Source organism: Bacillus sp. MBGLi79 (genome assembly GCF_002953915.1).
In genome coordinates this window covers 4,373,328-4,396,708 of sequence record NZ_CP026521.1, presented here as the reverse complement: position 1 = coordinate 4,396,708, position 23,381 = coordinate 4,373,328, and the positions used below count along the sequence as shown (strand labels likewise).

Here is a 23,381-nt window from a genome sequence, read left to right as displayed (position 1 = left end):
TAATAAACGTTTTAAAAAGAAAGAAATCATGTGCAATGCTCCTGTTTTTTATTAAACTCTGTATGAGTTTTGGATAGTTTTATTTTAATAAAAAATCTTGAAGGGTGGATATTATTTTTACCTTAAAAAGCGATCTTACATGTTTAATGTAAGATCGCTTTGTTTTGAGAAAGGTATTAATAGACTGTGTAATTTCCCTTAGGTTTTACGCTGTCAGGACTCCAATCAGTTGGAAAGGAATTACCAGTGTGGCTGTAGCCGCCAAACCTTACGGGTACATTTTTTCCGTAATTTTCAACAGCAGTGTTGGAAAATAAGTATGTATGACCCGGGTATACTGTTCCTTCGTGAGTTCCACCACCGGATACATTGTGCCAGTCACGCCCGCCAGAGTGAACGTTTTTATCTGCCTCTGCCCATACATCAAAGTGACCTCCGTCATCTTTCTTTAGGAGACGCATATACATGTAGCTTCTATTTTGTTTTCTTCGAGCAGTTGTATAGTCGTAAGGGCTGTACCATGTGAAAGTAAAATGCACCCTTGAATCGCTCGTATTGGCTTTTGCATGAACCACCTGTGTAACACCCAGTGAGGAAACAGCAAGCCCAAACATGATGATGAGTAAACTAATCCTTTTTTTGAATTGAACTTTCAATATTAATCCTCCATTTTTAAGCTTCAATTGAAGTTGTACTGAACTTAAGTCTTATATATAATAATTCAATAAAAAGGAAAAGTAAACAATTTTCTCATTTATGATAATGAAAATTATCTTATTTATTATGTTTCTGGATTGGGAAACCAATTTAAAATAATTTAGTAATTAATATTATAATTTTTTAAAAACTATAATTTCACTTTTTATTTAACAAAAAAACAACCGGTAAAAAACCGGTTGTTAACATTAAATCATTCCTCGTTGTGCAACTTCAATTTGGTGTGTAGGTGCATTTGCAATATTCGTTGCGATGAAAACAGTACTTAGGGCCAGACAAGAGAGTAATAGTTTAGACTTCAATTTCATACAATCTCACTCCTCCTTGAATAAGTTGCCTTACTTGTTCCACCTTCAAGAAATAAGCAGAAGCTTTTTGAAAATTTTCACGTTCATGATAATATTTTGCCACATCAAGAGCGAAATCTTCAAGATCGGCATACAACATTTTACTTTCGAGGAAATCAAAGAACCTTTGAATTGCTTCTTCATCAGGGCCTGATAAGTATAAAGATTTCAAAAATTCAAACTCTGATAAATAGATTGAATCCCCGGCCTCTTGAGAATAAGCTATTCCCTTACTATGATATGCATGGGCTTTATCCGTTTTTCCCAATTTATAATGAATTTGTGTAATCAAAAAATAGGCTTGGGGCAGGGAAGGAAGAATATTAGATTCCTCAAAAACAGCTATTGCTCTTTTGAAATATGTTACGGCATCCTCATATTGGCTTTGGCTGTTTTTACAAAGCCCGATATTGTACAAGGTTCTCCCCATCAATTGGGGCTGATTCTCAGCTTCCGCCATAGAGTAAGCTTTTTTAAAATGAGATATGGCATCCTCATATTGTTTTAGATCTAAGAAATTGGTAGCAAATAAAGAGTGACACTGAAGCAACCTTATATTATACGCTTCATGTTCTTTGTATATTTCATATGCCTGCCGTGCATAGTCCATTGAAAAATACGTTTGTTTCATGTAGTAATAAGACTCAGACATCTTAAAGAAAAACTCAGCTTTCTCTATCCGATCCTTAACGAATATCAGCTTGCTTTCAGCCTTCTTGAAAAATTTAATAGCCGACAGATATTCCCGCTGGTCCAGTTCATACATGCCCCTGAAGAAATTAAAGTAATAATCAAGGACTCCAGTTAAACGAGCCTGTTTTTTATCAATCTCAACCAGCAGATCAGACAGTCTTGGCTGTTCCTCAATCCTCATTTTTTCTAACGGTTCAAGGTACTCAAGCATCAGGTTGTGCCGGAATTCCATCAGTGAATAGTACAAATGAAGGTCTTGGTCTTCTTCCATTTGATCCAGCTCTTGCTTGATTTCTCGTCGCAAATATTCTGCATCGGGTATGCTGAATCGGCGTATGTACATATACCATTCGTTAATCTTTTCTCCGATGGAAGAAGAAGATATGACACCTGTCACGTTTGTAAATCCCTCCCTTCATTATTCTATATATGTCATATTTTATCATCTTCATTCTTGTGAGAAGCGCAAAAAAACCGCAATGTTTTCTTTCGTTACACCGCATATCAGAGGGAACTTTTTCAAAAAACCGCTTTTACCCTCGGCAATTTGTACAAGCAAACAGATTCACCTTCCATATTCTGTTATATCTGCGTGAGCAGTGTATGTCTGAAAAGGAAGTGAAGGTATGAGAAAAAACAAGCTTTCCTTTAAAGAAAAAGCAGAAGCCGCACAAGAAGAATGTTTATGTTTTTGTGAGGAAGAAGCAAGCCGCGAGGCCATGTTTCAAGCACCGATTGAATTACCTGAAGGGTTTGTCGTTGATCCGGCTGAAGCTATTGCAAGTGTCACGTGGAATGCGGACAGCCTTTCCTGTGTCAGCGAACGATGCTTAATTCAAACGTGGCCTGAGCCTGATGAGATCGGTGTTCAATTTGCAGTGCGCCTGCAGGGAACCGTTACGCTGCTCGTCAGTGTCTCACCTGTGCGAAATCAATATGGACAAGGGGATGGGGCTGTTTCCGTCATTCACAATGCAGAGATCGATCAAGTCGTCTATTATTCCGATGTACCGGAAGATTGCCCGGATATCAGTGACATCACGATCGAAAACCTTGTTGTTGTTCCGCCCTTTTACGGCAGTCCTTTATCGGTGACGGGGACGATTGTGCTTGTACCGGAGCCGGAGCCTGTTTATGCGTTTACAGCGAATCCAAATGATCAATCAGTTTCTGTGATTGATACAAACACTCATGCCGTTGTGACAACGATTGCTCTTCCATATAGGCCGACAGATATTGAAGTGACCCCGGATAAAAGCGCTGTGTTTGTTTTGCACTTCAACAACAATGTGATTTCTGTCATCGATTATGACACATTAACAGTGACAGCATCCATAATGCTGGATCAGCCGCCTCGATCGATCAAATTTATCCCTAATGATGAGTTTGCTTATGTTTTCGCCGGTACTGCAATTTATGTGATTGGAATTGATACGCTGGCTGTTGATAGGTCAATTCCTGTAGAAGGGTTTGATGTTGCAATCGACCCCAATGGGTTATTCGCCTATGTTCTTAATTTTGGTTTAGTGCAAAAAGTAGACCTATTCACTGGTGAAGTCATAGGAACGATTGAACGAGATCTTATCGTATCATCCATAGAAACAGATTCTCTGGAGAGGTATGCGTATGTGTTAGAACAAGAATTCTTATTCAATTATTTGACGGTTATTGATCTAAATACGTTTACGATCAGCATTACCCAAGAACTGGAGCCTGACGGACAATATGCAATGTTTACGAGTGGATCAGAGGTGTATTTACACGACAGCTTCACTGGCAATTTGTATTCTGTCAGTCCGAATGGAGCAGGCGTTATAGGAAATGTTCCGCAATCGGCAAGAGACTTTGCGTTTACTCCGAATGGCGAATTTCTGTATGCAACCCATTTTTTAGAGCAGAACATCACTGTTTACAATACGGATGATTATTCTGTGGAAACTGTCATATCTCTTGGGGTTTCACCGGGAGCTATTGCGATCTAATCAACTGAATGCTGTGCATTTCTAAAAGGACGTGAAATCATGAAAAAGAATGATCTTTCTGCTTTACAGGAAAATTGTTTCTGTTTTTGTGATGAGGAAATCGGCCGGGAAGCGCCGTTTCAAGTGCCAATAGATATCCCTGAGGGCTTCAAGGTTGATTCGGCCGAAGCGTCAGCGGCTGTTACATGGAGTACAGACAATTTGTCCTGCACCAGTGAGCCTTGCTTAATCAAGACTGGGCCGGAAACAGAAGATATCGGTGTTCGATATGCTGTGAGAGTACAAGGGACCGTTACGCTTCTTGTCAGTGTGTCGCCTGTGCGAAATCAATATGGACAAGGCAATGGGGCGGTTTCTGTGATTCATTCTGAAGAGATTGATCAAGTTGTTTATTATGCAGCGCAGGCTGGCCGCTGTCCTGATTTTAGTCAAATAACAGTGGAAGACCTTCTCATTGTACCGCCTTTCTACGGCAGTCCGCTTACGGTGACCGGTACACTTGTTTTACCGCCATCACCAGACCCTCAATCATATGTGTTTACTGCTAATACTGGAGACAGCACGGTTTCGGTTATTGATGCAGATTTAAACACGGTTGTAAAAACAATCCCTTTTTCTGACGTGCCAACTAATCTAGGCGTTACTTTCGATAAAGCATTCACGTATGTCCTCCATGGGAATACCAACCTTGTCTCAGTGATTGATAATAAAACATTAACCATCATAAATACCATTACTGTTGGAGGCGGGCCGAGAAAGATCGAATTTGATCAGACAGATGAGTTCGCGTACGTGATGGCCGCCGGATCTATATATATGATTAACATAGCCTCTCAATCGGTCATTGATGTCATTCCGATACCCGGCGCGTTAGACTTTGCTCTTGATCCGGATGGACAGTATGTCTATACCGCTAATGCAAGCAGTTGGTCGGTTGATAAATATGATGTAAGTACAGGTCAGTTGGTAGAAAGTATCATCGATTCATTTGAATTCCCCAGTTTAATTGCAACTCCTTACGCTGGAAATTTTGCGTACGTGTTGAATGGCGAGCTGTGGCCGAAAGGTGTAACGGAGATCAGTCTGTCACCATTAAGCAGGGGAAGCGACTTTAACCGTTTATTTGAAACTCTGAGAACGATTGTATTTTCTTTGGACAGCACTAGAGCTTATTTTCTAGAGCCTTATAGTGAACCGTTTCTCATAAAAAACTTATACGTAGTTAATACGGCTAGACAGAGGATCATTGCAAACGTGTCACTGCCCGGCGCCTTTGACCTCACCGTAACGCCGGACAATCAGTATATTTATGCGGCACAGCCCAACGACAATGCTGTGACCGTGTACCGCACGAGCGATTATACAGCTGTGACGGTGATTCCGGTTGGCGCGGGTCCGTCTGCGATTGCAATGTAGAAGCTTTATAGTTCGAAAGAAGCGGGGCGGCGATCAGAGATGTGCTTATATATTGATGATCCGATCTGCTGGATCGCCGCTACGATGATCAGAAACAGCAGTTCACTTATAGTGAAACTGAGCATCCACCATATCCCGGCTGCTGCAAGCGCTCCCGCAAGCACTTTTCTGAATAGGCTGGCGTGCTGCAAAAGCTGCAGCAAATACGTTCGCATGCAAAACAATAAATACAAGATCAGTAACAGCGCAAGCCCCATTGAAACGGCAGGGGGCGTGTAAAGGCGGAAAGGGACGGCTTTGACGATTTCGAACATGCAGCCGAATATGACGACTTGGCATAATACAGCAGCCATCACGTATGTTTGGCGGACGTTTTTATAGCTGTCACGCAGCGATTTGACGTCTTCTGCATAGCGGCTGCACAGGTTGTGTTGCTGAAAGTCACAGCAGCTTTGATGAGACTGTGTGAGTTTCTGAAAAGCTGCTGTCATGTTTTTCACGGATTGGGTGACATAGTGAAGATAGAGAAAAGCAGGCAGCATCAGGACGGCGGCGGTACAAGCCAGCAGTCCGAGCCGCACGGCATCACTGTTGATCATCTGTACATATTGGGCGGCGGATTCGGCGGCGGCCTGAACCCAGCCGAAGGAATAAGCCGCCATACCGACAAGCAGCAATAACAAGGTAAAGACAGTGCTTTTTCTCATTGTTTGATCGCCTCTTTCTGGGAAACATGAATGATCGCTCTGTTAGAAGATGCCAATGCATCAATGAGAGACAAGAAAATCTGCGTATCCATATCTTGAATGATGTGGTACATGTCAAGAAACGAGCAATCGCTCCTGTCACACTCGGCCGCCCATTCGAAGCATTTACGCACATAATCGCTGTCATAAATGATCGCGTCCGTCAAAGAGTTCTTGCCGTATTGAAGCCAGGACGCAACCTGTTCTTTCTGCTGCGTGACATAGTATGATGCGACATCAATATAAGCTGAAGAATGGGTCCCTTGACTGTGAAGGATCAAGAAACCGCCATCCTCATATATATGTGTCTCGGCTGACAAGCGATCGATTTCCAGGCGATACGTTTGCTGAATTTCTTGAAAAAACGGTGAATCTAATTGAAATAGAATACGAGACGCGATATCCCAATAAAGCTTTACGGTCAATAGATCGTTTTGCTCGGGAAGTGCGCCGATCTGTAATCCGGTCCATGTATCTTCCATCCGCTCCTCATCACCCAGCACCATTTTTTGTGAAAGGGGTGGAGGGCACGCCGGGATGATTTTCTTTTTAGCTTGATCATGCGGACGCTTCTGCAGCTGAAGGTGAGGAGGTAAAAGCATTTCCGTATCTTCTGAACCCCCAATCAAAAACAGCGTCATCCGATGGGCTTTGTAGGCGGCTTTGTAGGCTTTTTGTAAATCACAGATGTTCAGCGCGTTAATATCCTCGATTCTGCCTGCGGGGAAAACGGCTGCAGGTGAGGCGGGAGAAAGCATGCTGATCAGCTGATAATGATATGAGAGCTGATGGTTAAGGTGTGCTGTTTGAATTTCGCTTGTAATCACAGCTTTTTCCTGAGCGACAATCTTTTTGTTAAATGAGTGGTTCCATAAAGCATCGAGCAGGATGGGGATCGTTTGTCTGAGCCGATCCGGTAATGAGGTAAACATGAAATTGGTATCGGTGTAGGTAGTGAATGCGTTTAAAAGCGCGCCATGCGCAAAAAAATCATTGTACAGGTTGCGGCCGTTATGCCAGAAGAGAAGATGCTCTAAAAAATGCGCTGTGCCATACGGAAGCAGTGTATCACCGGATTCTGCACGTATACATACATCCCGGCTGCCAAAGTCGATTTTCACATTGCACAGCCGCAGGTGGGCGCGGGGGAATTTCAATCTGAATATTTTCAGCCCGCTGTCTGTGTATTTGATATCGGTTCGTTCATCCAGCTGTTGAAAAAAGGCTTTCTTTTCCATCTCTTCATCCCCTTACTACATGAGCTCCGATATAATTGATAGTCGCTATGAATTGCAATACATCACGGCACGTTACCGCTGAGATGCCATTCAGCAAGGCTTCTTTCGTGCAGGAGAAGCGGCGCAGAATCCCCATATAGGCCAACAGACCTTCGGGAGAATCGAATTGCAGCAGCATTTCATTCCGTAAAAATTGCTTTGCCTGTTCCAGTTCCCGCTCATTCGTTTGAAAAGCTGAGACAGCTTCCAAAACGCGCGGGGGAATGTCTTTCTCATGAAGCTGATCTGTACATATTGAAACAAGCAGCAAATTGTTCATGACATCGTAACGGGTGATAACGTGATAGACTGCCAGATCCTTCTCTCTGAAGTGCTTGAATAAAGCGGAATGGCCGTACTTTCCCAGTAATCCGTCTATTAGCTGTATTTTGATATAATCTCTGGCATCTTTCATCTCTCCGCAGTCAAATCCGAGTGTCAAGACGGAAGGGCCTGCAGCGCTGCGTGTCTCTGTTTCAAAAACATGCCGGTTTACGGGTATTCTTCCGGACGTTACAGCGGACGTTTGCGGGGCATGTCCCCGAACATCACATGCTTGTACTTGTCCCAATATGTTCAGCTGTTTTTGTTGGGACATTAAATCAACGATAAAGTCCGTTGCGTCGAGAAACCGTTTAGGATGAATCGCCTTTATCCTGTCTCTCCGGCCGAACATGCCTGTGCCGTACATCGGGTTTCCGAAGACCTCCTCAGCCAAGCGCGCTGCCGAGTAGGAGAAGGGATCAGCGAATTTCTTTTCGATTTTCAGCAGCAGCTCATTCCGTGCTTTTTCAACGGCTTCGGGTGAAAGGGAGGAAGGGAAAGACATGTCTGCAAAAGTTTTCATTAGGGCGTCAACATGAAGATTCCCGTTATACAATGGGTGAATCAAACGGGTCCCGCAGGTTTTCAGCTGCTGATCAAAAAAGAGATTCGCCGAGTACATGAAACGGCTGCCGGCAGCATAACCGAAAGCGTCAATGATTTGCTCCTTCAGGTATGCGGCGGCGCCATAAAAATAAATTGTTTCTTCCTCAGGTTCCGCCGCGCTTTCGATCGGTTTCAGAAAGCTCGCGGCGATTGAAATAGTTGAAAATTGATGAGTCTTCAGCAGGTTAACTTCCAAGCCGTTCTCTTTTGCTTGTATCAAAGAAACCACCATCCTGTTTTTGCAGGTAATAGACTATGATCAGACCGGCTATCGGAACGACCGCCAGGGAGACAGCGGTGCCGGCTAATGTGGCTAAGAATAGGGGGAGACAAAACAGATAAGACCGATATTTTGAGAAACCGCTCCATAGCTGCTGCTCCGTCTGCCAGCTGAAGAAGGGCCGTTTTTCATCCGCGGTTAACCTGATAAACGCTCCCGCCAGCAGCAACTCAATGCACTGCAAAAAAGTGAGAGCTGAAATCGGACGGCCGCTGATGAAACCCACAATGATCGCGACAAGGAGAAATCCGCCTGCCAATAGACCGGCATAAAAGCGATATTTCGCCCAAAACATTGTTTTCCGCTTGATCGGAAGCGTGATAAGCAGCATCCGGTCGTTTTTTTCAATCGAATACAAAAGAGCGATCGGTGAGCTGATGAGCAAAAGCGCGGAAATCACGATATAAATCACTTGTTGATTGAAGATGCCGGTGTTCATCATCTGGAACGAAAAGAATCCGCTGAACGCCGCCATGACCGCGTAATTTAACAGCATCGCTTTAGAAGAGATAAATCGGTTCCATTCTCTTTTGTAAAACGAAAATTCAGATCGCCGCATAAATGAATGCAACTTGCTCTGCTGCGGAGGCGCCTGCAGAAAGACAGGAAAGTCAATGGCCACTGCCCACAGGATATGAACCGCGCAAAGCGGAATCGTGGCGGCCGGCATAAAAGCGACGCTGAGGCATACACAGGCGAATATCGCCGCATGCAGCAGAAACATCCAGTTCTTCTTTTTGGCGAAATAGTTGCTTAGCACAACTCCGAAAATAATGGAGTAAACGGTAAAAAACGAAAATCTGCCGAGCCAAATCAATGTTTGTGCCCCTGACAGCGTTCCGTTTCCAAATAAGAACAGCGGTAAAATGAAAAAGAATAATGTTCTTCTCAAACAAGTGTCGACAAAGAGAACGACACTCTGGGCAACCCAAAAGCTCCGTGAAGAAATCGGCAGCAGGCAGCTCAGCTTCATATAAGATTCCTTCCATTGAGATGTCACAGAAAGAAACACCATATACGCATTCATCAAGAGAAGTGCGAGTATGATATACGTTTTCCCTAACACCGATTCGTTAATGCCAGCCTGTCGGATCAGCCCGATTTCAAAGATGGCCAGAATGACAAGGCCTGCGGCAATGCGGATGGCATCCTTTTTCCCTTGCCGGCTGTAAAGCTGTTTGAACAGCAAAGACATGATGGGGATTATGCTATTCATGGCCGATCACCTCAAAAAATTCCCGCCGCAGATCGGTCTCCTCTCCAATCGGAATGACCTTTTGGATCTGTTTGTTGTGAAGAATGGCCGCATAATCACAAAATCTTTGCACGACATCGAGCAGATGAGAAGAGAACAAAATGGTTCCGCCTGCCTCACAGTACTCGCGCATTTTCTCATAAAAGACCTCTATCGATTCCACATCCAAACCGACGAGCGGCTCATCCAAAATAAACAGGGGGGCGCGCAGCAATAAGCCTGTCATCAACACAACCTTTTGCCTGTTCCCCAAGGACAGCTCTGAAATTCTCCTGTTGATGTATTTTGAAAAATGAAAGGCCTCGGCCAAACCGGCAAACTGCTGCTCTGAAAAATCCTTTTGGTAAAGCGAATGGACGAAAGACACATAGTCCTTCGCCGTAATTTCTGTAAACAGCAGCGGATAATCGGCGGCGAAGTAACGGTGAATCTTCAGCTGATCTGATGTTTTCTGAGGCATGCCGGCCTCCGCTTCAATTCCGCACAGCGTAAAGCGCCCGCTGAAATTGCGATTCACGCCTGTCAGCGTATTAATCAGTGTCGTTTTTCCGGCGCCGTTTACCCCAAGCAGGCCGTAAACGGCGCCTTTTTCTAAATGTAAATCCACTTGTTCTAAGATGACGTTGTCCCGTTCATACCAAACGGATACATCGTGTATATCCAAAATGCTCATCGCGAGTCAGCCTTCCGCGCGCGCATCCCGAATAGAATGGCAATGGCAATGAAAATCAGCGTAAACAGATAATCGCTTTTGACAAAATAGACGACTGCGCCGATGACAAAGATAAATGAAAGGATATACAGTAAAATTCTTCTTTGTGCTGGTGACAAATCGTTTCCCTCCTAAATAAGCTGGACCACGTCTTCTAATTGTTCGTTTTTCGCCCAAGAGCAAATGTTTTTCCGGTGATATTTGTTAGAGTTCAGCCCTTTTAAGTAACAGCCTCCGCAATAGCCGCTGAACGGGCATTTGTCTTTCATGCAATGCTCGCTGAACCGCGGCGCCTGCGCTTGCCACAGTTTATGGACGAGAGGGGAGTTAAAGATGCTTTCATAGGAATCATGAAAAATATTTCCCAATGAAAATTCCTTTGGAAAGAGGGCGCACGGACGTACTTCGCCGAACGGGCTGATCACAATGGACTTCCAGCCAGCGCCGCAATTTGCCGCGCGTTTTCTCTCATAGGGAATAATCGGAATTAAATCTTTAAACTCATCAATCACATTTTGCTCGTATTCCATAAACTTGCGGTGCTGCTCGACGTCTTTCGTTGGATGGACAATATCCCTGCCTCTTCCGAAATCATCAACCCAATTGTAAGAGAACGCCTTCGCTCCAAGATCCCGAACTTTTTGGGCCATATCGTGGATTTCCCACATGTTTTTTTCGAAGACGGACATGGCGACTCTGACAAATATACCGTGGTCACTCAACAATTTTATCGTTTTACAAGTTTGGGCAAAAGAGCCTTTTCTCCCTCTAAAGGAGTCATGAACCTCGGAATTGACACTATCAAGAGAAATGCCGACGATGATTTTTTGCTTGTACGTTTTCAAAAGCTCCAGGCTCTCTTTTCGCATGAGTGTTCCGTTTGTTAAGACAGCGACTTTCTTGAACTTTTTACACACATAGTCAAGAATCTCATTGGCGTTTGGATGGACAAAAATTTCCCCGCCCGTGATTTCGCATGTCAATACACCGTTATCAAACAGCATATCAGCCGTTTTTTTGAATTGCTCAATCGACACGGTGCCGAGCGCTTCAGGTGAGCTTTCCAAATAACAGTGGGCGCATTTCAAATTACAGCGGTGCGTCAGCTCAAATGTGGCGTGGAGCGGCATTGGAAACTCATTGCTTCCGCTCGTGGTGATTGTATGGCGGCTGGCCCGGTTGCCAAGCTGGATGACCTGCTTGTTCTGGAGCATGTTGAGCATGTCGTAATACCAGTCTTTATGGTCTTCGGGAGATTCATCATACACGGCACATTGCTCAGCTAAAATCTGTTCAGCTGTTTTTTGGCCATCCATGCGCATGCAAAGCTCGTAAGCCGTTTTGTTGAGGTCCAAATACTCAAAGTCAGAAATGGAGACATTATCGCGCAAGTAGTCGATTTCTAACACGCCGCCCTCAGGAAGCTGGTGAACTCTTACACTTTCATTAATAAATGGAAACATCTGCTCTATAAACAAAATACCATCCCCTATACATATGATTCAAATGAAAAACGATTATGTATGTATATCCAAGAGGTAGATTTTAGTTAAAAAATGTAATTTACTTAAAAAGGGCATAGTAGAAAGACTATGCCCTTTTTGGAGAACCTTATCCCCATAGACCGAATAGACCTGTTGCACCGGCAATTTCAAAATCAGGGATAGGGCCGTCCACTAAACAAGCGGCTCCGATCGAGCATGTTGCACAACCTTTGTTTTCTACAATGACAGCTTTTTTCATAATTGAATCCTCCCTTTTTTTGTTTTTCTAGCAGATCTATGTTGTACTTTTATCTTAAAACTATCAAATTACTAATTCAATACATATATTTTGAAAAAAATGTGAAATGGAAATGATAGATTTCGGAAAAATGTAACATTTCCTAAAGGTAATTAGTGATATGATTTTCTCTTCTATTAAGGAAATGCTTTTTATGAGGTTTATCTTCAAATCTGATGAGCAATGATGGTAAGATAGAAGCAGTTGAAGTTTACAAACCGAATGATTATACTATTCAAGTCAAAGTGGAATGATGAAAAGGACGTGTCAGAATGAAGCAAGAGACACCGATAACACTCCATGTGAAGTCTGTGATTGAGGATGACGGAAACCAAGAGGTCATCGAATTCCGCACCACCGGATTTTACTATGTAAAACAAAATAAAGTGTATCTATCTTATTATGAAGAACACGACTTAGGCAAAGTCAAAACGATTGTGAAAGTAAGCGAAGGCGAAGTCCTGGTCATGAGGTCAGGCGCTGTCAAAATGAATCAGCGTTTCGTAACGGGAGCTTCCACAATTGCTAAATATAAAATGTCATTTGGTGAGCTTGAGCTGAAAACAAGCACAAAATCGATTCAATCTGATCTCGGTGAAGAAAATGGCCGTATCAGCATCGCATATGACATGCATGTCGGAGACGAGCAGGAGCATTTACATAATATGACGATCACGTATGAGGGAGGAACTCACGCATGAACATTGCGGAACAAATGAAGGACGTGCTGAAAGAAGAAATCAAAGCGGCCGTTCTGAAAGCGGGACTGGCTGAAGAAAGCCAGCTTCCTAATGTCGTTTTAGAAACACCGAAAGATAAAACACACGGCGATTACTCTACAAATATGGCGATGCAGCTGGCGAGAGTCGCAAAAAAAGCGCCGCGCCAAATCGCTGAAGAGATTGTCGCTCATTTTGATAAAGGAAAGGCTTCGATTGAAAAACTGGATATCGCCGGCCCGGGTTTTATCAATTTCTATATGAACAATCAATATTTAACAAAGCTGATTCCGTCTGTACTGGAAGCAGGGGAAGCATACGGGGAAACGAACATCGGAAACGGTGAACGAGTTCAGGTCGAATTCGTATCAGCGAATCCGACGGGAGACCTTCACCTCGGGCATGCACGCGGTGCGGCTGTCGGTGACTCCTTGTGCAACGTGCTTTCAAAAGCGGGTTACGATGTAAGCCGCGAATACTACATTAACGATGCGGGAAACCAAATCAACAATCTGGCGCTTTCTGTTGAAGTCCGTTACTTTGAAGCGCTCGGCTTGGAAAAACCGATGCCGGAGGACGGCTACCGCGGCGAGGATATTATTGCGATCGGAAAGCGTCTCGCTGAGGAATACGGCGATCGTTTCGTTAACGAAGAGGAAAGTGAACGCCTCGCGTTTTTCCGTGAATATGGCCTGAAATATGAGCTAGAAAAGCTGCGCAAGGACTTGGAAAACTTCCGTGTGCCGTTTGATGTGTGGTATTCCGAAACGTCTCTGTACCAAAACGGAAAAATCGATAAGGCGCTTGAAGCGATCCGCGAAAAAGGCCATGTCTATGAAGAAGACGGCGCGACTTGGTTCCGCTCTACGACGTTTGGCGATGATAAAGACCGCGTATTGATCAAGAAGGACGGCACGTACACGTACCTGCTTCCTGATATCGCGTACCATAAGGACAAGCTTGACCGCGGCTTTGATAAGCTGATCAACGTTTGGGGCGCCGATCACCACGGCTACATCCCGCGCATGAAAGCGGCAATCGAAGCGCTGGGCTATGAAAAAGGAACGCTTGAAGTAGAAATCATTCAGCTCGTTCACCTTTACAAAAACGGCGAGAAAATGAAAATGAGCAAACGGACCGGTAAAGCCGTAACGATGCGTGATTTGATTGAAGAAGTAGGCTTGGATGCCGTGCGCTACTTCTTTGCGATGCGCAGTGCGGACACACATATGGATTTTGACTTAGATCTTGCTGTATCAACATCTAACGAAAACCCTGTGTATTATGCACAATATGCGCATGCCCGTATTTGCAGCATGCTTCGCCAAGGGGAGGAGCAGGGACTTACACCTGCGGCAGACCTTGATTTCAGCCATATCCAATCAGAAAAAGAATATGATCTGCTGAAAACGATCGGCGGCTTCCCAGAGGCAGTTGCGGAAGCAGCAGAAAAACGAATTCCGCACCGTGTCACAAACTATATTTATGACCTGGCTTCCGCTCTGCACAGCTTCTACAACGCAGAGAAAGTCATCGATCCTGAAAATGAAGAGAAAAGCCGCGCGCGCCTGGCTTTAATGAAGGCAACGCAAATTACGCTGAACAACGCGCTTCAGCTGATTGGCGTATCGGCTCCGGAAAAAATGTAATGATGATCAAAGGACAAAGTCTTCGGGCTTTGTCCTTTTTTTATGAGGAAAACGTGTGATGTATTTCACAATCCTGTTTGCCGAGTTTTTGTATGATAAGACTGATTATTGAATCATTGAAAGGGGCAAGCCAAATGATCAACCGTCAACACATTCAATTATCGTTACAGTCATTAAGCTTGGTGGCAGGGTTTATGGTTTGGGTGCTGATTTCATCACTCATTTCCCAAATCACATTAGATATTCATTTAAGCAAGGGCGAGATTTCTTTGGTGACGGCGATACCTGTGATCCTCGGGTCGCTTCTCCGCATTCCTTTAGGGTATTTAACGAACAGGTTTGGCGCGCGGCTGATGTTTATGATCAGCTTTATCTTGCTTTTGTTTCCTGTATTTTGGATCAGTATTGCGGGTTCTTTGTTTGATTTAATCGCAGGCGGCTTTTTCTTAGGGATCGGGGGAGCGGTATTCTCCATTGGGGTGACCTCTCTTCCGAAATATTATCCGAAGGAAAAGCACGGTGTCGTCAATGGGATTTACGGTGCAGGAAATATCGGGACAGCCGTTACGACATTTGCGGCGCCGGTTATTGCTCAAGCCGTCGGTTGGAAAGCAACCGTGCAGATGTACCTGGTTTTGCTGGCTGTCTTTGCCTTACTGCATGTTTTATTCGGCGACAGGCATGAGAAGAAGGTCAAGGTTTCTGTAAAGACTCAAATCAAAGCCGTTTACCGAAATCATGTCCTGTGGTTTCTGAGCCTGTTTTATTTTATTACGTTTGGTGCCTTTGTCGCCTTCACCATCTATTTGCCGAACTTTCTGGTGGAGCACTTTGGACTGAGTCCGGCGGATGCCGGTTTGCGGACGGCTGGCTTTATTGCGGTCTCTACGCTGCTCAGGCCTGCGGGCGGATTCCTGGCTGATAAAATAAGCCCGCTCCGCATCTTGATGCTCGTTTTTGCGGGGCTTACATTATCAGGCATTATCTTATCGTTCTCGCCGACTATCGGCCTTTATACGTTTGGGTCATTAACTGTAGCAGTTTGTTCAGGCATAGGGAACGGGACGGTTTTTAAACTGGTGCCTTTCTATTTTTCGAAGCAAGCGGGAATTGCCAATGGGATTGTGTCTGCAATGGGCGGATTAGGCGGTTTTTTTCCTCCGCTGATATTGGCGAGTGTGTTTCAGGCAACAGGCCAATATGCGATCGGATTTATGGCGCTTTCAGAGGTGGCGTTAGCCAGCTTTGTCCTTGTGATCTGGATGTATTGGCAGGAAAGAATGAAAATGCACACGGAGAGAAACAGTCAGAGCATCAACTAACACTGGAGCATTCACAAGATTGTTAGTTTTTTCTCGATGGGTACAAATCAATTCACGTTACAATAAACACACAACGTGACTTTCTTCGAGGTGAGCTCATGAATTTTCTCTCTGTTCGACCATCTGATAGCGATCTTATATCCAGTGATCTGCATGAATTGCTGGAATCGATCAGCACGAAAAGAAAAATGGAAAAACACACGTATTTGTTTCGAGAAGGAATGGATGCAGAAGAGCTTTATCTGATTCAATCAGGACTCATTGAAATCGGCAAGCTGACATCTGACGGAAAAGACCTGACGCTTAGAATCTGCCAAAAAAACGATATCGTCGGTGAATTAACACTTTTCACTGAAGAACCGAGGTATATGCTCAGTGCAAAAGTGCTAGAGGATGGCGAGGTGCTCGTCATTAATAAAAATAAGCTGGAAAAAGAATTAATCCAAAACGGCGCTTTGACATTTGAGTTCATGAAATGGATGAGCACCCATCTCCGGAAAATTCAGTCCAAAATCAGGGATCTGCTTCTTCACGGCAAAAAGGGTGCGCTCTATTCCACCCTGATCCGCTTATCAAACAGCTACGGAGTGGAGCGAAGCGACGGCATTCTGATTAACATTGTCCTGACAAATCAGGATTTGGCAAAGTTTTGCGCGGCTGCAAGGGAAAGCGTCAACCGCATGCTCGGAGATCTCCGCAAACAAGGGGTTATTTCGATAGACGAATCTGGAAAAATTATTTTGCACAAGCGGGACTATTTGCGATGTGAAATTGAGTGTGAAAATTGTCCGCTGGAGATTTGCAATATTGACTGAAAAAAACAAGGACAGCGGTGTCCTTGTTTTTTTACCTTGTCATAAAGAAGCACATGACGGCAAAAAAGAAGCAGGCATTCACGATTTCCAGAATGCCAATCGTTTTCGCGGGCCAATCCCTGCCATGAAAAAACCATGCCCGCAAGCTGCTTGGGATAAAAGCGAGAAACGCCCATCCTGCTCCGAAAAGAGCGGATAAAAAGGGGAGCAGCAGGTGATATCCCCATGACCAGTATGCAAATGCCCTGTTTTTTCTCTCGCGGATCACCGATTTCACATAAAAGGAACTCCCGATAAAAAATAAAGCAGACTGCAAGAAAATAAACCAAGCCCCGCCGTCAAGGGTTCCCATCCCCAGCCAGCAGCTTGCAAGACCTCCCGAACAAAAGAACAAAACACCCGCAACATCATTCAATAGGGCTCGTTCATTTTTTCGGCGGGCAAAATACATATGGATGAGAAACAGCGGCAGTAAAGAAACGCCTACCCAGATGAGAGGCAGCTTATGAAAGACCGAGATCATCAAAAAGCAGCAGGCGGGAAAACCGTAATAACACATCCACTTTTGATATGGTTTGATTTGTTTCTTTTTTAAGGCAAGTGTAACGGGATAAACGGCTAAGTATAGGAAAAGCCAGCCAAGGAAGAGCGGGATATGCCAGATAACGGGGCCTCCCTTGACTATGCCTAGTAAAAATGGGATCAGCAGCATCGCCCATGCGCCGTGCTGCTTCGGAATCAGCGCTTTCATCGAAACCCTCCTTTTTTCTTTCATTATAAATGCAGTCACCCTCCTGATAAGTGACATTCATCATACAGGCTGTGAAATACATCACTGCTGTACAGGCTCAGTCGAGCTACACTAAAGCTATCCTTAGCACAGGAAGGAGGCTTTCTTATGAATCAGTGTGACTATTTATTATTTCTGAAACAATTTCCCATGTTTAATGAAGTGCCTCTATCTATTGTCGAAACCTTGCTGAAAAACGGCACGTTTATCAGCGGCCCATGTGATCAAACTCCATCCTTTCTTCATTCACAATCTGTTTATATTGTATTAAAAGGCAGTGTCCGTTTTATGGACACCAGGCTCCCTGAAGGGTCGAAAACCGTTGCGCTGTGGGAAAAAGGCGATGTGTTTCCGATTGATGAAAAAGGCGGGCTTTATTTATCGCCTTTTATCTCAGTCAATGCCACTTCAGACATTCTGATTCTCAATATCCCTTATTACGTATTTAAAAAAATGATGTCTTACAATCCGCAGCTGCAAATGAACTTTTTGGCCATGCTTCAGCAAAATGTTTTTTGTTCCTATCAGTTATTTTTGCGGTATTTGCATACATCACAAGACGAAAATGCTGAGCCCGGTTCTTAAATAGAGCCGGGTTTTTTGATCTTTGAATGAAAAGGCGGCTCATGATCAGGCGTCCTGCAAACGCGGCCTTCCTCACATCCTGTGAAAATCCTTCCTTCTCCTTTGTGTGAACATTTTGTGAAAAAAGCAGAGTGTGTGACATAGTTCACAAGGGAACACGCTGTCTCTGTTTATAGTGAACTTAGCACCACCTGACTCGGAAGGAGTGAACTCTCATGAAGAAAAAGAAAATGAGTCCGTTGTTTAGGAGATTGAATTTTTTCTCTCCTATAGAACACCATTCAAATAAACATAGCCAAACCACCCGCGAAGATCGCGATTGGGAGAATGTATACAGAAACAGATGGCAGTACGACAAAGTCGTTCGCTCCACCCACGGCGTTAACTGCACGGGGTCTTGCAGCTGGAATATTTATGTGAAAAACGGAATTGTCACGTGGGAAGGACAAAATTTGAATTACCCATCAACAGGCCCGGATATGCCTGATTTCGAACCGAGAGGCTGTCCGCGGGGGGCCAGTTTTTCATGGTATATCTACAGCCCGCTCCGTGTGAAATATCCATACGTGCGCAGTGTGCTGATCAATTTGTGGCGGGAAGCATTGCAGATGCATCAAAATCCGCTGGATGCCTGGAAATCTATCGTTGAAAACCCTGAAAAAGCGAAGTCCTATAAACAGGCGAGAGGGAAAGGCGGTTTTGTTCGTGCTGAATGGCCGGAGGTGCTGAAGCTGATTTCAGCCTCTCTGCTGTATACAGTGATGAAATACGGGCCCGACCGGAATGTCGGCTTTTCTCCGATTCCGGCCATGTCCATGATCAGCCACGCGTCAGGCTCCCGGTTTATGTCGTTAATCGGCGGCCCTATGCTCAGTTTTTATGACTGGTATGCGGATCTTCCGCCGGCGTCCCCGCAAATTTGGGGTGACCAGACGGACGTTCCAGAAAGCAGTGATTGGTACAATTCAGGCTATATCATCACATGGGGCTCCAACGTGCCGTTAACGAGAACCCCTGACGCGCACTTTTTGGCGGAGGCCCGCTATAAAGGCGCTAAGGTCATTTCGATCAGTCCGGATTTTGCGGAATCCTCAAAGTTCGCGGATGACTGGCTGAGTATCCGCCAAGGGACTGACGGGGCGCTTGCGATGGCCATGGGTCACGTCATTCTTCAGGAATTCTACGTGAACCAAGAAACTGAACGTTTTATTGAGTATGCGAAGCAATACACTGATTTTCCATTTCTCGTCACCTTATCAAAAGAAAATGGCGTATACACAGCGGGCCGGTTTTTGCATGCGAAGGACATCGGGCGGCAGACAAAGCATGATCAGTGGAAGCCCGCAGTCTGGAATGAACAGACAGGCGCATTTGCCATACCGCAGGGGACAATGGGTTCCCGCTGGGACGGGAAGCAGAAATGGAACCTGCATATGATTGATGAAGAAACAGGAGAAGCGATTGAACCCCGTCTTTCTGTGCTCGGAATAGAGGATGAAATCGGCACGGTGCGCATCCCGTATTTTTCAAATGACGGAAACAAAGTGCTCGAGCGGGATCTTCCTATTAAAAAAATGAACCTGAACGGTGAAGAGACGTACGTCACGACCGTGTTTGACTTGATACTGGCTAACTACGGCGTAAATCGGGGCATCGGCGAACAACAAGCTGTCTCCTATGATGATCCAGAGCCGTTTACGCCTGCATGGCAGGAACAAATGACAGGAATCAAAAAAGAAGCTGTCGTTAAGATTGCCAGAGAGTTTGCTCAAAATGCGATCGATACAGACGGCCGGTCCATGATTATCGTAGGAGCCGGCATTAACCACTGGTTCAACTCCGACACGATCTACCGAGCGGTGTTAAATCTTGTTTTGCTTGTAGGCGCCCAAGGCGTAAATGGCGGAGGCTGGGCCCATTACGTCGGGCAGGAAAAGCTCCGACCTGCTGAAGGATGGCAGACGATTGCAACTGCAAAGGACTGGGAGGGCGTTCCCAAGCTGCAAAACGGCACTTCATTTTTCTACTTTGCGACAGATCAGTGGCGTTACGAGGACCAGCCGATCAGTGATTTGGCATCACCGATTGCTGCGTCATCCCGCTACAAGCACCACGCTGATTACAATGTGCTGGCGGCGCGGCTAGGGTGGCTTCCGTCTTACCCGACTTTCAATCAAAATGGCATCGATCTGTATAAAGAAGCTGAAAAAGCAGGGGCAGCAACACCTGAAGACGTAGGTGCGTACGTGGCCTCACAGCTCCAAGAGAAAAAACTGAAATTCGCGATTGAAGATCCTGACAATGAAGTGAATTTCCCAAGGAATCTCTTTGTATGGCGGGCAAATCTGATCTCAAGCTCAGGAAAAGGGCATGAATATTTTCTCAAGCATTTGCTGGGGACGACGAATGGTTTAATGAATGACGACAGCGACAGCATCCGCCCTGAAGAAATCAAATGGCGGGAGCAGGCGCCGGAAGGAAAGCTCGACTTATTAATCAATCTTGATTTTCGAATGGCGGGTACGGCGCTGTATTCTGATATCGTGCTGCCGGCGGCGACATGGTATGAAAAACATGATCTCAGCAGCACGGATATGCATCCGTTCATTCATCCATTTGCTCCGGCGATCTCGGCTCCGTGGGAATCGAAGTCAGACTGGGATATTTTCAAGGCGCTGTCAAAAGCCGTTTCAGATCTGGCAGAAGAAGTCGATATGGAGCCGGTGAAAGAAGTGGTTGCGACGCCGCTCCTCCACGACACCATGCAGGAATTGGCCCAGCCATTCGGCAAAATCAATGACTGGAGCAAGGGCGAATGTGAAGCCATTCCGGGAAAAACGATGCCGAACATCCAAGTCGTTGAACGGGATTACAAACACATTTTTCATAAAATGACCGCACTCGGTCCTAACGCTGCTTTAAAGCCGAGCGGAACAAAAGGGATGAGCTGGTCAATAGCCGATGAATATGAATCGCTCAAAAAGAGACTGGGAGAAATCACCTCAGACAGCGTGGCAAAGGGATGTCCAAATATAAGTGAAGCAAAGCAGGCGGCAGAAGCGATTTTAACCCTATCGTCCACTTCGAATGGAAAGGTCGCCGTAAAAGCATGGGAATCACTTGAAAACATCACAAACCTGAAGCTGAAAGACCTGGCGGAAGAGCGTGAGGAAGAATGCTTTACGTTCGAACAAATTACAGCCCAGCCGAAAACGGTCATCACATCTCCGGCGTTTACCGGCTCTGAAAAAGGCGGGCGCAGGTATTCGCCGTTTACGACGAATGTGGAGAAATTAATCCCGTGGCGAACGCTGACAGGCAGACAATCCTATTATGTCGATCATGAACTGATGATGGAATTCGGTGAAACGATGGCGACATTTAAACCGATCCTCCAGCACCGCCCGTTTCTAAGCAAGCGGCCTGATCAAGAGGGAAAAGAGATCGTCCTCAATTATTTGACGCCGCATAACAAATGGTCCGTCCACAGCATGTATTTTGATTCCTTGCCGATGCTGACGCTGTTCCGCGGCGGGCCGACCGTATGGATGAATAAAGATGATGCAGAGGACACGGATATTAAAGACAACGATTGGATTGAATGCTTCAACCGAAACGGCGTTGTCGTCGCGAGAGCGGTTTTGTCTCATCGGATTCCTAAAGGAATGGCGTTTATGCACCATGCCCAGGACCGCCACATCAACGTGCCAGGAACAAAGCTGACGAATAACCGCGGAGGCACCCATAACAGCCCTACAAGGATTCACGTCAAGCCGACACAGATGATCGGGGGCTACGCCCAGCTCAGCTACGGCTTTAACTATTACGGCCCAACGGGGAATCAGCGCGACCTGAATGTCGTCATCCGCAAGCTGAAGGAGGTCGATTGGCTTGAAGATTAAAGCGCAAATCGGTATGGTCATGAACTTGGATAAATGCATCGGCTGCCACACGTGCAGCGTCACCTGCAAAAACACGTGGACAAACCGTTCCGGTGCGGAATATATGTACTTCAATAATGTAGAAACAAAGCCGGGCATCGGCTACCCGAAGCAATGGGAGGACCAGGACAAATATAAAGGCGGCTGGACATTGAAAAAAGGAAAGCTCGAGCTGAAATCAGGCTCGAAAACAAACCGGCTTGCAGGCCTTTTCTATAATCCAAATCAGCCATCAATTGATGATTACTATGAACCTTGGAACTATGATTATGAAACATTAACGAATAGCCCGCAGAAAAAACACCAGCCAGTGGCACGACCGAAATCGTCCTTGACGGGGGATTTCATGAATATCGAATGGGGGCCGAACTGGGAGGATGATCTCGCAGGCGGCCACATAACGGGACTTGAAGATCCAAACGTGCAAAAGATGGAGGAATCGATCAAAACAGAATTCGATGAGGTCTTTATGATGTATCTGCCCCGTATTTGCGAGCACTGCATCAACCCGGCGTGCGTTTCATCCTGTCCGTCCGGCGCCATGTACAAACGCGAGGAGGACGGCATTGTGCTTGTGGATCAAAACGCATGCCGTTCATGGAGATATTGCGTCTCATCGTGTCCTTATAAAAAAGTCTATTTTAACTGGCAAACGAACAAAGCGGAAAAATGCACACTCTGCTTTCCGCGTTTGGAGGCGGGACTGCCGACCATCTGCTCCGAGACGTGTGTTGGCAGAATCCGCTACCTCGGCGTCATGCTGTATGACGCGGACAAAGTGGAGGAAGCGGCATCTGTTGAAAACGAAAAGGATCTCTACCATTCTCAATTGGATGTTTTTCTTGATCCGAATGATCCTGAGATTGCCAAATTGGCAAAAGAACAGGGCATTCCGGCTGAATGGATAGAGGCCGCGCAGCAATCACCAATCTATAAAATGATCATTGACTGGAAGATAGCGCTGCCGCTTCATCCTGAGTACCGCACGCTGCCAATGGTGTGGTACATTCCGCCGCTCAGCCCGATTATGAATCTCTTTGAAGGAAAAGGCAGCCGGCAAACGGCGGAAGATATTTTTCCGGCTATCGACCAAATGAGAATCCCGATAGATTACTTGGCGCAGCTGTTAACAGCCGGTGATACGGATCATATTCGGTCAACATTAAAGAAAATGTCTGTCATGCGCCAGTATATGAGAGCGGTCCAGACGAATAAATCAATCGATCCGGAACTGATCTCCAGTGTCGGCTTAACAGAACAGCAAATTGAAGACATGTATCGGCTGCTTGCGATTGCTAAATATGATGACCGCTTTGTGATTCCGAGCAGCCATCGAGAAGAAGTATCAGATTTATACGCTGAACAAGGAAGCTGCGGCTTATCATTTTCAGGCGGCCCCGGCTCCTGTTTCTAACTTTTGATA

The 23,381-nt window shown here is 45.4% G+C and carries 22 protein-coding genes; 9 read left to right on the top strand and 13 right to left on the bottom strand.

Features of this window, described 5'->3' with window-relative positions:
- Positions 1-176: 176 nt before the first annotated feature.
- The 3 genes from C1T29_RS22450 to rapF form a co-directional block, all read right to left on the bottom strand.
- Positions 177-656, bottom strand: coding sequence for a DUF2712 domain-containing protein (locus tag C1T29_RS22450; protein ID WP_069150514.1), 480 nt, complete (start codon positions 654-656; stop codon positions 177-179).
- Between the two features lie 249 nt (positions 657-905).
- Positions 906-1,025: a phosphatase RapF inhibitor PhrF gene (phrF, locus tag C1T29_RS22445; RefSeq protein ID WP_003222023.1), complete on the bottom strand. Its 120-nt coding sequence runs from the start codon at positions 1,023-1,025 to the stop codon at positions 906-908.
- Positions 1,009-2,154 (bottom strand): response regulator aspartate phosphatase RapF, encoded by a 1,146-nt coding sequence (rapF, locus tag C1T29_RS22440; RefSeq protein ID WP_103749256.1) that lies wholly within the window; start codon positions 2,152-2,154, stop codon positions 1,009-1,011. The genes phrF and rapF overlap by 17 nt, the downstream gene beginning before the upstream one ends.
- Positions 2,155-2,383: 229 nt before the next feature.
- On the opposite strand from rapF, the gene C1T29_RS22435 reads away from it, so the two are divergent.
- Positions 2,384-3,739: a YncE family protein gene (locus C1T29_RS22435; protein WP_103749258.1), complete on the top strand. Its 1,356-nt coding sequence runs from the start codon at positions 2,384-2,386 to the stop codon at positions 3,737-3,739.
- Positions 3,740-3,778: 39 nt separating this feature from the next.
- Entirely contained in the window at positions 3,779-5,155 is a 1,377-nt protein-coding gene (locus C1T29_RS22430; protein ID WP_103749259.1) for a YncE family protein, read from the top strand.
- A 5-nt stretch (positions 5,156-5,160) separates the two neighbouring features.
- On the opposite strand, the gene C1T29_RS22425 is transcribed toward C1T29_RS22430, so the two are convergent.
- The 9 genes from C1T29_RS22425 to sboA are packed head-to-tail and all read right to left on the bottom strand — an operon-like array spanning position 5,161 to position 12,098.
- Complete coding sequence (locus tag C1T29_RS22425; RefSeq protein WP_103749260.1) at positions 5,161-5,862, bottom strand: bacteriocin biosynthesis protein AlbG; 702 nt, start codon at positions 5,860-5,862, stop codon at positions 5,161-5,163.
- Positions 5,859-7,139, bottom strand: a complete 1,281-nt coding sequence (locus C1T29_RS22420; protein ID WP_103749261.1) for a M16 family metallopeptidase — start codon at positions 7,137-7,139, stop codon at positions 5,859-5,861. Before C1T29_RS22420 ends, C1T29_RS22425 begins: the two co-directional genes overlap by 4 nt.
- Positions 7,140-7,143: 4 nt before the next feature.
- The gene (albE, locus tag C1T29_RS22415; protein ID WP_103749373.1) at positions 7,144-8,304 is read right to left on the bottom strand and encodes an antilisterial bacteriocin subtilosin biosynthesis protein AlbE; all 1,161 of its coding nucleotides are present in this window, start codon (positions 8,302-8,304) and stop codon (positions 7,144-7,146) included.
- Positions 8,294-9,604 carry a bacteriocin biosynthesis protein AlbD gene (locus C1T29_RS22410; RefSeq protein WP_095432262.1) on the bottom strand — a complete coding sequence of 437 codons (1,311 nt, stop codon included), beginning with the start codon at positions 9,602-9,604 and terminating at the stop codon, positions 8,294-8,296. Before C1T29_RS22410 ends, albE begins: the two co-directional genes overlap by 11 nt.
- Positions 9,597-10,316: an ATP-binding cassette domain-containing protein gene (locus tag C1T29_RS22405; RefSeq protein WP_040081524.1), complete on the bottom strand. Its 720-nt coding sequence runs from the start codon at positions 10,314-10,316 to the stop codon at positions 9,597-9,599. Before C1T29_RS22405 ends, C1T29_RS22410 begins: the two co-directional genes overlap by 8 nt.
- Complete coding sequence (gene albB / locus C1T29_RS22400; protein ID WP_003222006.1) at positions 10,313-10,474, bottom strand: antilisterial bacteriocin subtilosin biosynthesis protein AlbB; 162 nt, start codon at positions 10,472-10,474, stop codon at positions 10,313-10,315. The genes C1T29_RS22405 and albB overlap by 4 nt, the downstream gene beginning before the upstream one ends.
- A 12-nt stretch (positions 10,475-10,486) precedes the next feature.
- Positions 10,487-11,833, bottom strand: coding sequence for a subtilosin maturase AlbA (gene albA / locus C1T29_RS22395; RefSeq protein WP_103749262.1), 1,347 nt, complete (start codon positions 11,831-11,833; stop codon positions 10,487-10,489).
- Between the two features lie 39 nt (positions 11,834-11,872).
- Positions 11,873-12,010 carry a bacteriocin biosynthesis protein gene (locus tag C1T29_RS22390; RefSeq protein WP_103749263.1) on the bottom strand — a complete coding sequence of 46 codons (138 nt, stop codon included), beginning with the start codon at positions 12,008-12,010 and terminating at the stop codon, positions 11,873-11,875.
- Positions 11,967-12,098 (bottom strand): subtilosin A, encoded by a 132-nt coding sequence (sboA, locus tag C1T29_RS22385; RefSeq protein WP_003222002.1) that lies wholly within the window; start codon positions 12,096-12,098, stop codon positions 11,967-11,969. The genes C1T29_RS22390 and sboA overlap by 44 nt, the downstream gene beginning before the upstream one ends.
- 311 nt (positions 12,099-12,409) lie before the next feature.
- Here sboA and C1T29_RS22380 point away from each other — a divergent pair, with 311 nt between their 5' ends.
- The 4 genes from C1T29_RS22380 to fnr all read left to right on the top strand — a co-directional run bounded on the left by C1T29_RS22380 (position 12,410) and on the right by fnr (position 16,642).
- Positions 12,410-12,838: a YwiB family protein gene (locus C1T29_RS22380; RefSeq protein ID WP_040081525.1), complete on the top strand. Its 429-nt coding sequence runs from the start codon at positions 12,410-12,412 to the stop codon at positions 12,836-12,838.
- Complete coding sequence (argS, locus tag C1T29_RS22375) at positions 12,835-14,505, top strand: arginine--tRNA ligase (RefSeq protein WP_095432259.1); 1,671 nt, start codon at positions 12,835-12,837, stop codon at positions 14,503-14,505. Before C1T29_RS22380 ends, argS begins: the two co-directional genes overlap by 4 nt.
- A gap of 134 nt (positions 14,506-14,639) precedes the next feature.
- Positions 14,640-15,827: a nitrate transporter NarK gene (gene narK / locus C1T29_RS22370; RefSeq protein WP_095432258.1), complete on the top strand. Its 1,188-nt coding sequence runs from the start codon at positions 14,640-14,642 to the stop codon at positions 15,825-15,827.
- Between the two features lie 98 nt (positions 15,828-15,925).
- The gene (gene fnr / locus C1T29_RS22365; protein WP_014665760.1) at positions 15,926-16,642 is read left to right on the top strand and encodes a fumarate/nitrate reduction transcriptional regulator Fnr; all 717 of its coding nucleotides are present in this window, start codon (positions 15,926-15,928) and stop codon (positions 16,640-16,642) included.
- Between the two features lie 31 nt (positions 16,643-16,673).
- Here fnr and C1T29_RS22360 read toward each other — a convergent pair whose 3' ends face one another.
- Positions 16,674-17,393, bottom strand: coding sequence for a YwiC-like family protein (locus tag C1T29_RS22360; RefSeq protein WP_095432257.1), 720 nt, complete (start codon positions 17,391-17,393; stop codon positions 16,674-16,676).
- Positions 17,394-17,540: 147 nt separating this feature from the next.
- Between C1T29_RS22360 and arfM the strand changes: the two genes are divergently transcribed.
- From arfM to narH, 3 genes are all read left to right on the top strand, one after another.
- Positions 17,541-18,017 (top strand): Crp/Fnr family transcriptional regulator ArfM, encoded by a 477-nt coding sequence (arfM, locus tag C1T29_RS22355; protein ID WP_095432256.1) that lies wholly within the window; start codon positions 17,541-17,543, stop codon positions 18,015-18,017.
- 215 nt (positions 18,018-18,232) lie between these two features.
- Positions 18,233-21,919 (top strand): nitrate reductase subunit alpha, encoded by a 3,687-nt coding sequence (locus C1T29_RS22350; protein WP_095432255.1) that lies wholly within the window; start codon positions 18,233-18,235, stop codon positions 21,917-21,919.
- On the top strand, positions 21,909-23,372 hold the full coding sequence (gene narH, locus C1T29_RS22345) for a nitrate reductase subunit beta (RefSeq protein ID WP_095432254.1): 1,464 nt from the start codon (positions 21,909-21,911) through the stop codon (positions 23,370-23,372). The genes C1T29_RS22350 and narH overlap by 11 nt, the downstream gene beginning before the upstream one ends.
- Positions 23,373-23,381 lie beyond the last annotated feature (9 nt).

What these genes read in the sequence shown, in the direction of transcription:
- phrF (WP_003222023.1), bottom strand. Translation starts at nt 1,025, where the DNA reads ATGAAATTGAAGTCTAAACTATTACTCTCTTGTCTGGCCCTAAGTACT.
- C1T29_RS22435 (WP_103749258.1), top strand. Translation starts at nt 2,384, where the DNA reads ATGAGAAAAAACAAGCTTTCCTTTAAAGAAAAAGCAGAAGCCGCACAA.
- C1T29_RS22430 (WP_103749259.1), top strand. Translation starts at nt 3,779, where the DNA reads ATGAAAAAGAATGATCTTTCTGCTTTACAGGAAAATTGTTTCTGTTTT.
- C1T29_RS22425 (WP_103749260.1), bottom strand. Translation starts at nt 5,862, where the DNA reads ATGAGAAAAAGCACTGTCTTTACCTTGTTATTGCTGCTTGTCGGTATG.
- C1T29_RS22420 (WP_103749261.1), bottom strand. Translation starts at nt 7,139, where the DNA reads ATGGAAAAGAAAGCCTTTTTTCAACAGCTGGATGAACGAACCGATATC.
- C1T29_RS22410 (WP_095432262.1), bottom strand. Translation starts at nt 9,604, where the DNA reads ATGAATAGCATAATCCCCATCATGTCTTTGCTGTTCAAACAGCTTTAC.
- C1T29_RS22405 (WP_040081524.1), bottom strand. Translation starts at nt 10,316, where the DNA reads ATGAGCATTTTGGATATACACGATGTATCCGTTTGGTATGAACGGGAC.
- sboA (WP_003222002.1), bottom strand. Translation starts at nt 12,098, where the DNA reads ATGAAAAAAGCTGTCATTGTAGAAAACAAAGGTTGTGCAACATGCTCG.
- C1T29_RS22380 (WP_040081525.1), top strand. Translation starts at nt 12,410, where the DNA reads ATGAAGCAAGAGACACCGATAACACTCCATGTGAAGTCTGTGATTGAG.
- argS (WP_095432259.1), top strand. Translation starts at nt 12,835, where the DNA reads ATGAACATTGCGGAACAAATGAAGGACGTGCTGAAAGAAGAAATCAAA.
- narK (WP_095432258.1), top strand. Translation starts at nt 14,640, where the DNA reads ATGATCAACCGTCAACACATTCAATTATCGTTACAGTCATTAAGCTTG.
- fnr (WP_014665760.1), top strand. Translation starts at nt 15,926, where the DNA reads ATGAATTTTCTCTCTGTTCGACCATCTGATAGCGATCTTATATCCAGT.
- C1T29_RS22360 (WP_095432257.1), bottom strand. Translation starts at nt 17,393, where the DNA reads ATGAAAGCGCTGATTCCGAAGCAGCACGGCGCATGGGCGATGCTGCTG.
- arfM (WP_095432256.1), top strand. Translation starts at nt 17,541, where the DNA reads ATGAATCAGTGTGACTATTTATTATTTCTGAAACAATTTCCCATGTTT.
- C1T29_RS22350 (WP_095432255.1), top strand. Translation starts at nt 18,233, where the DNA reads ATGAAGAAAAAGAAAATGAGTCCGTTGTTTAGGAGATTGAATTTTTTC.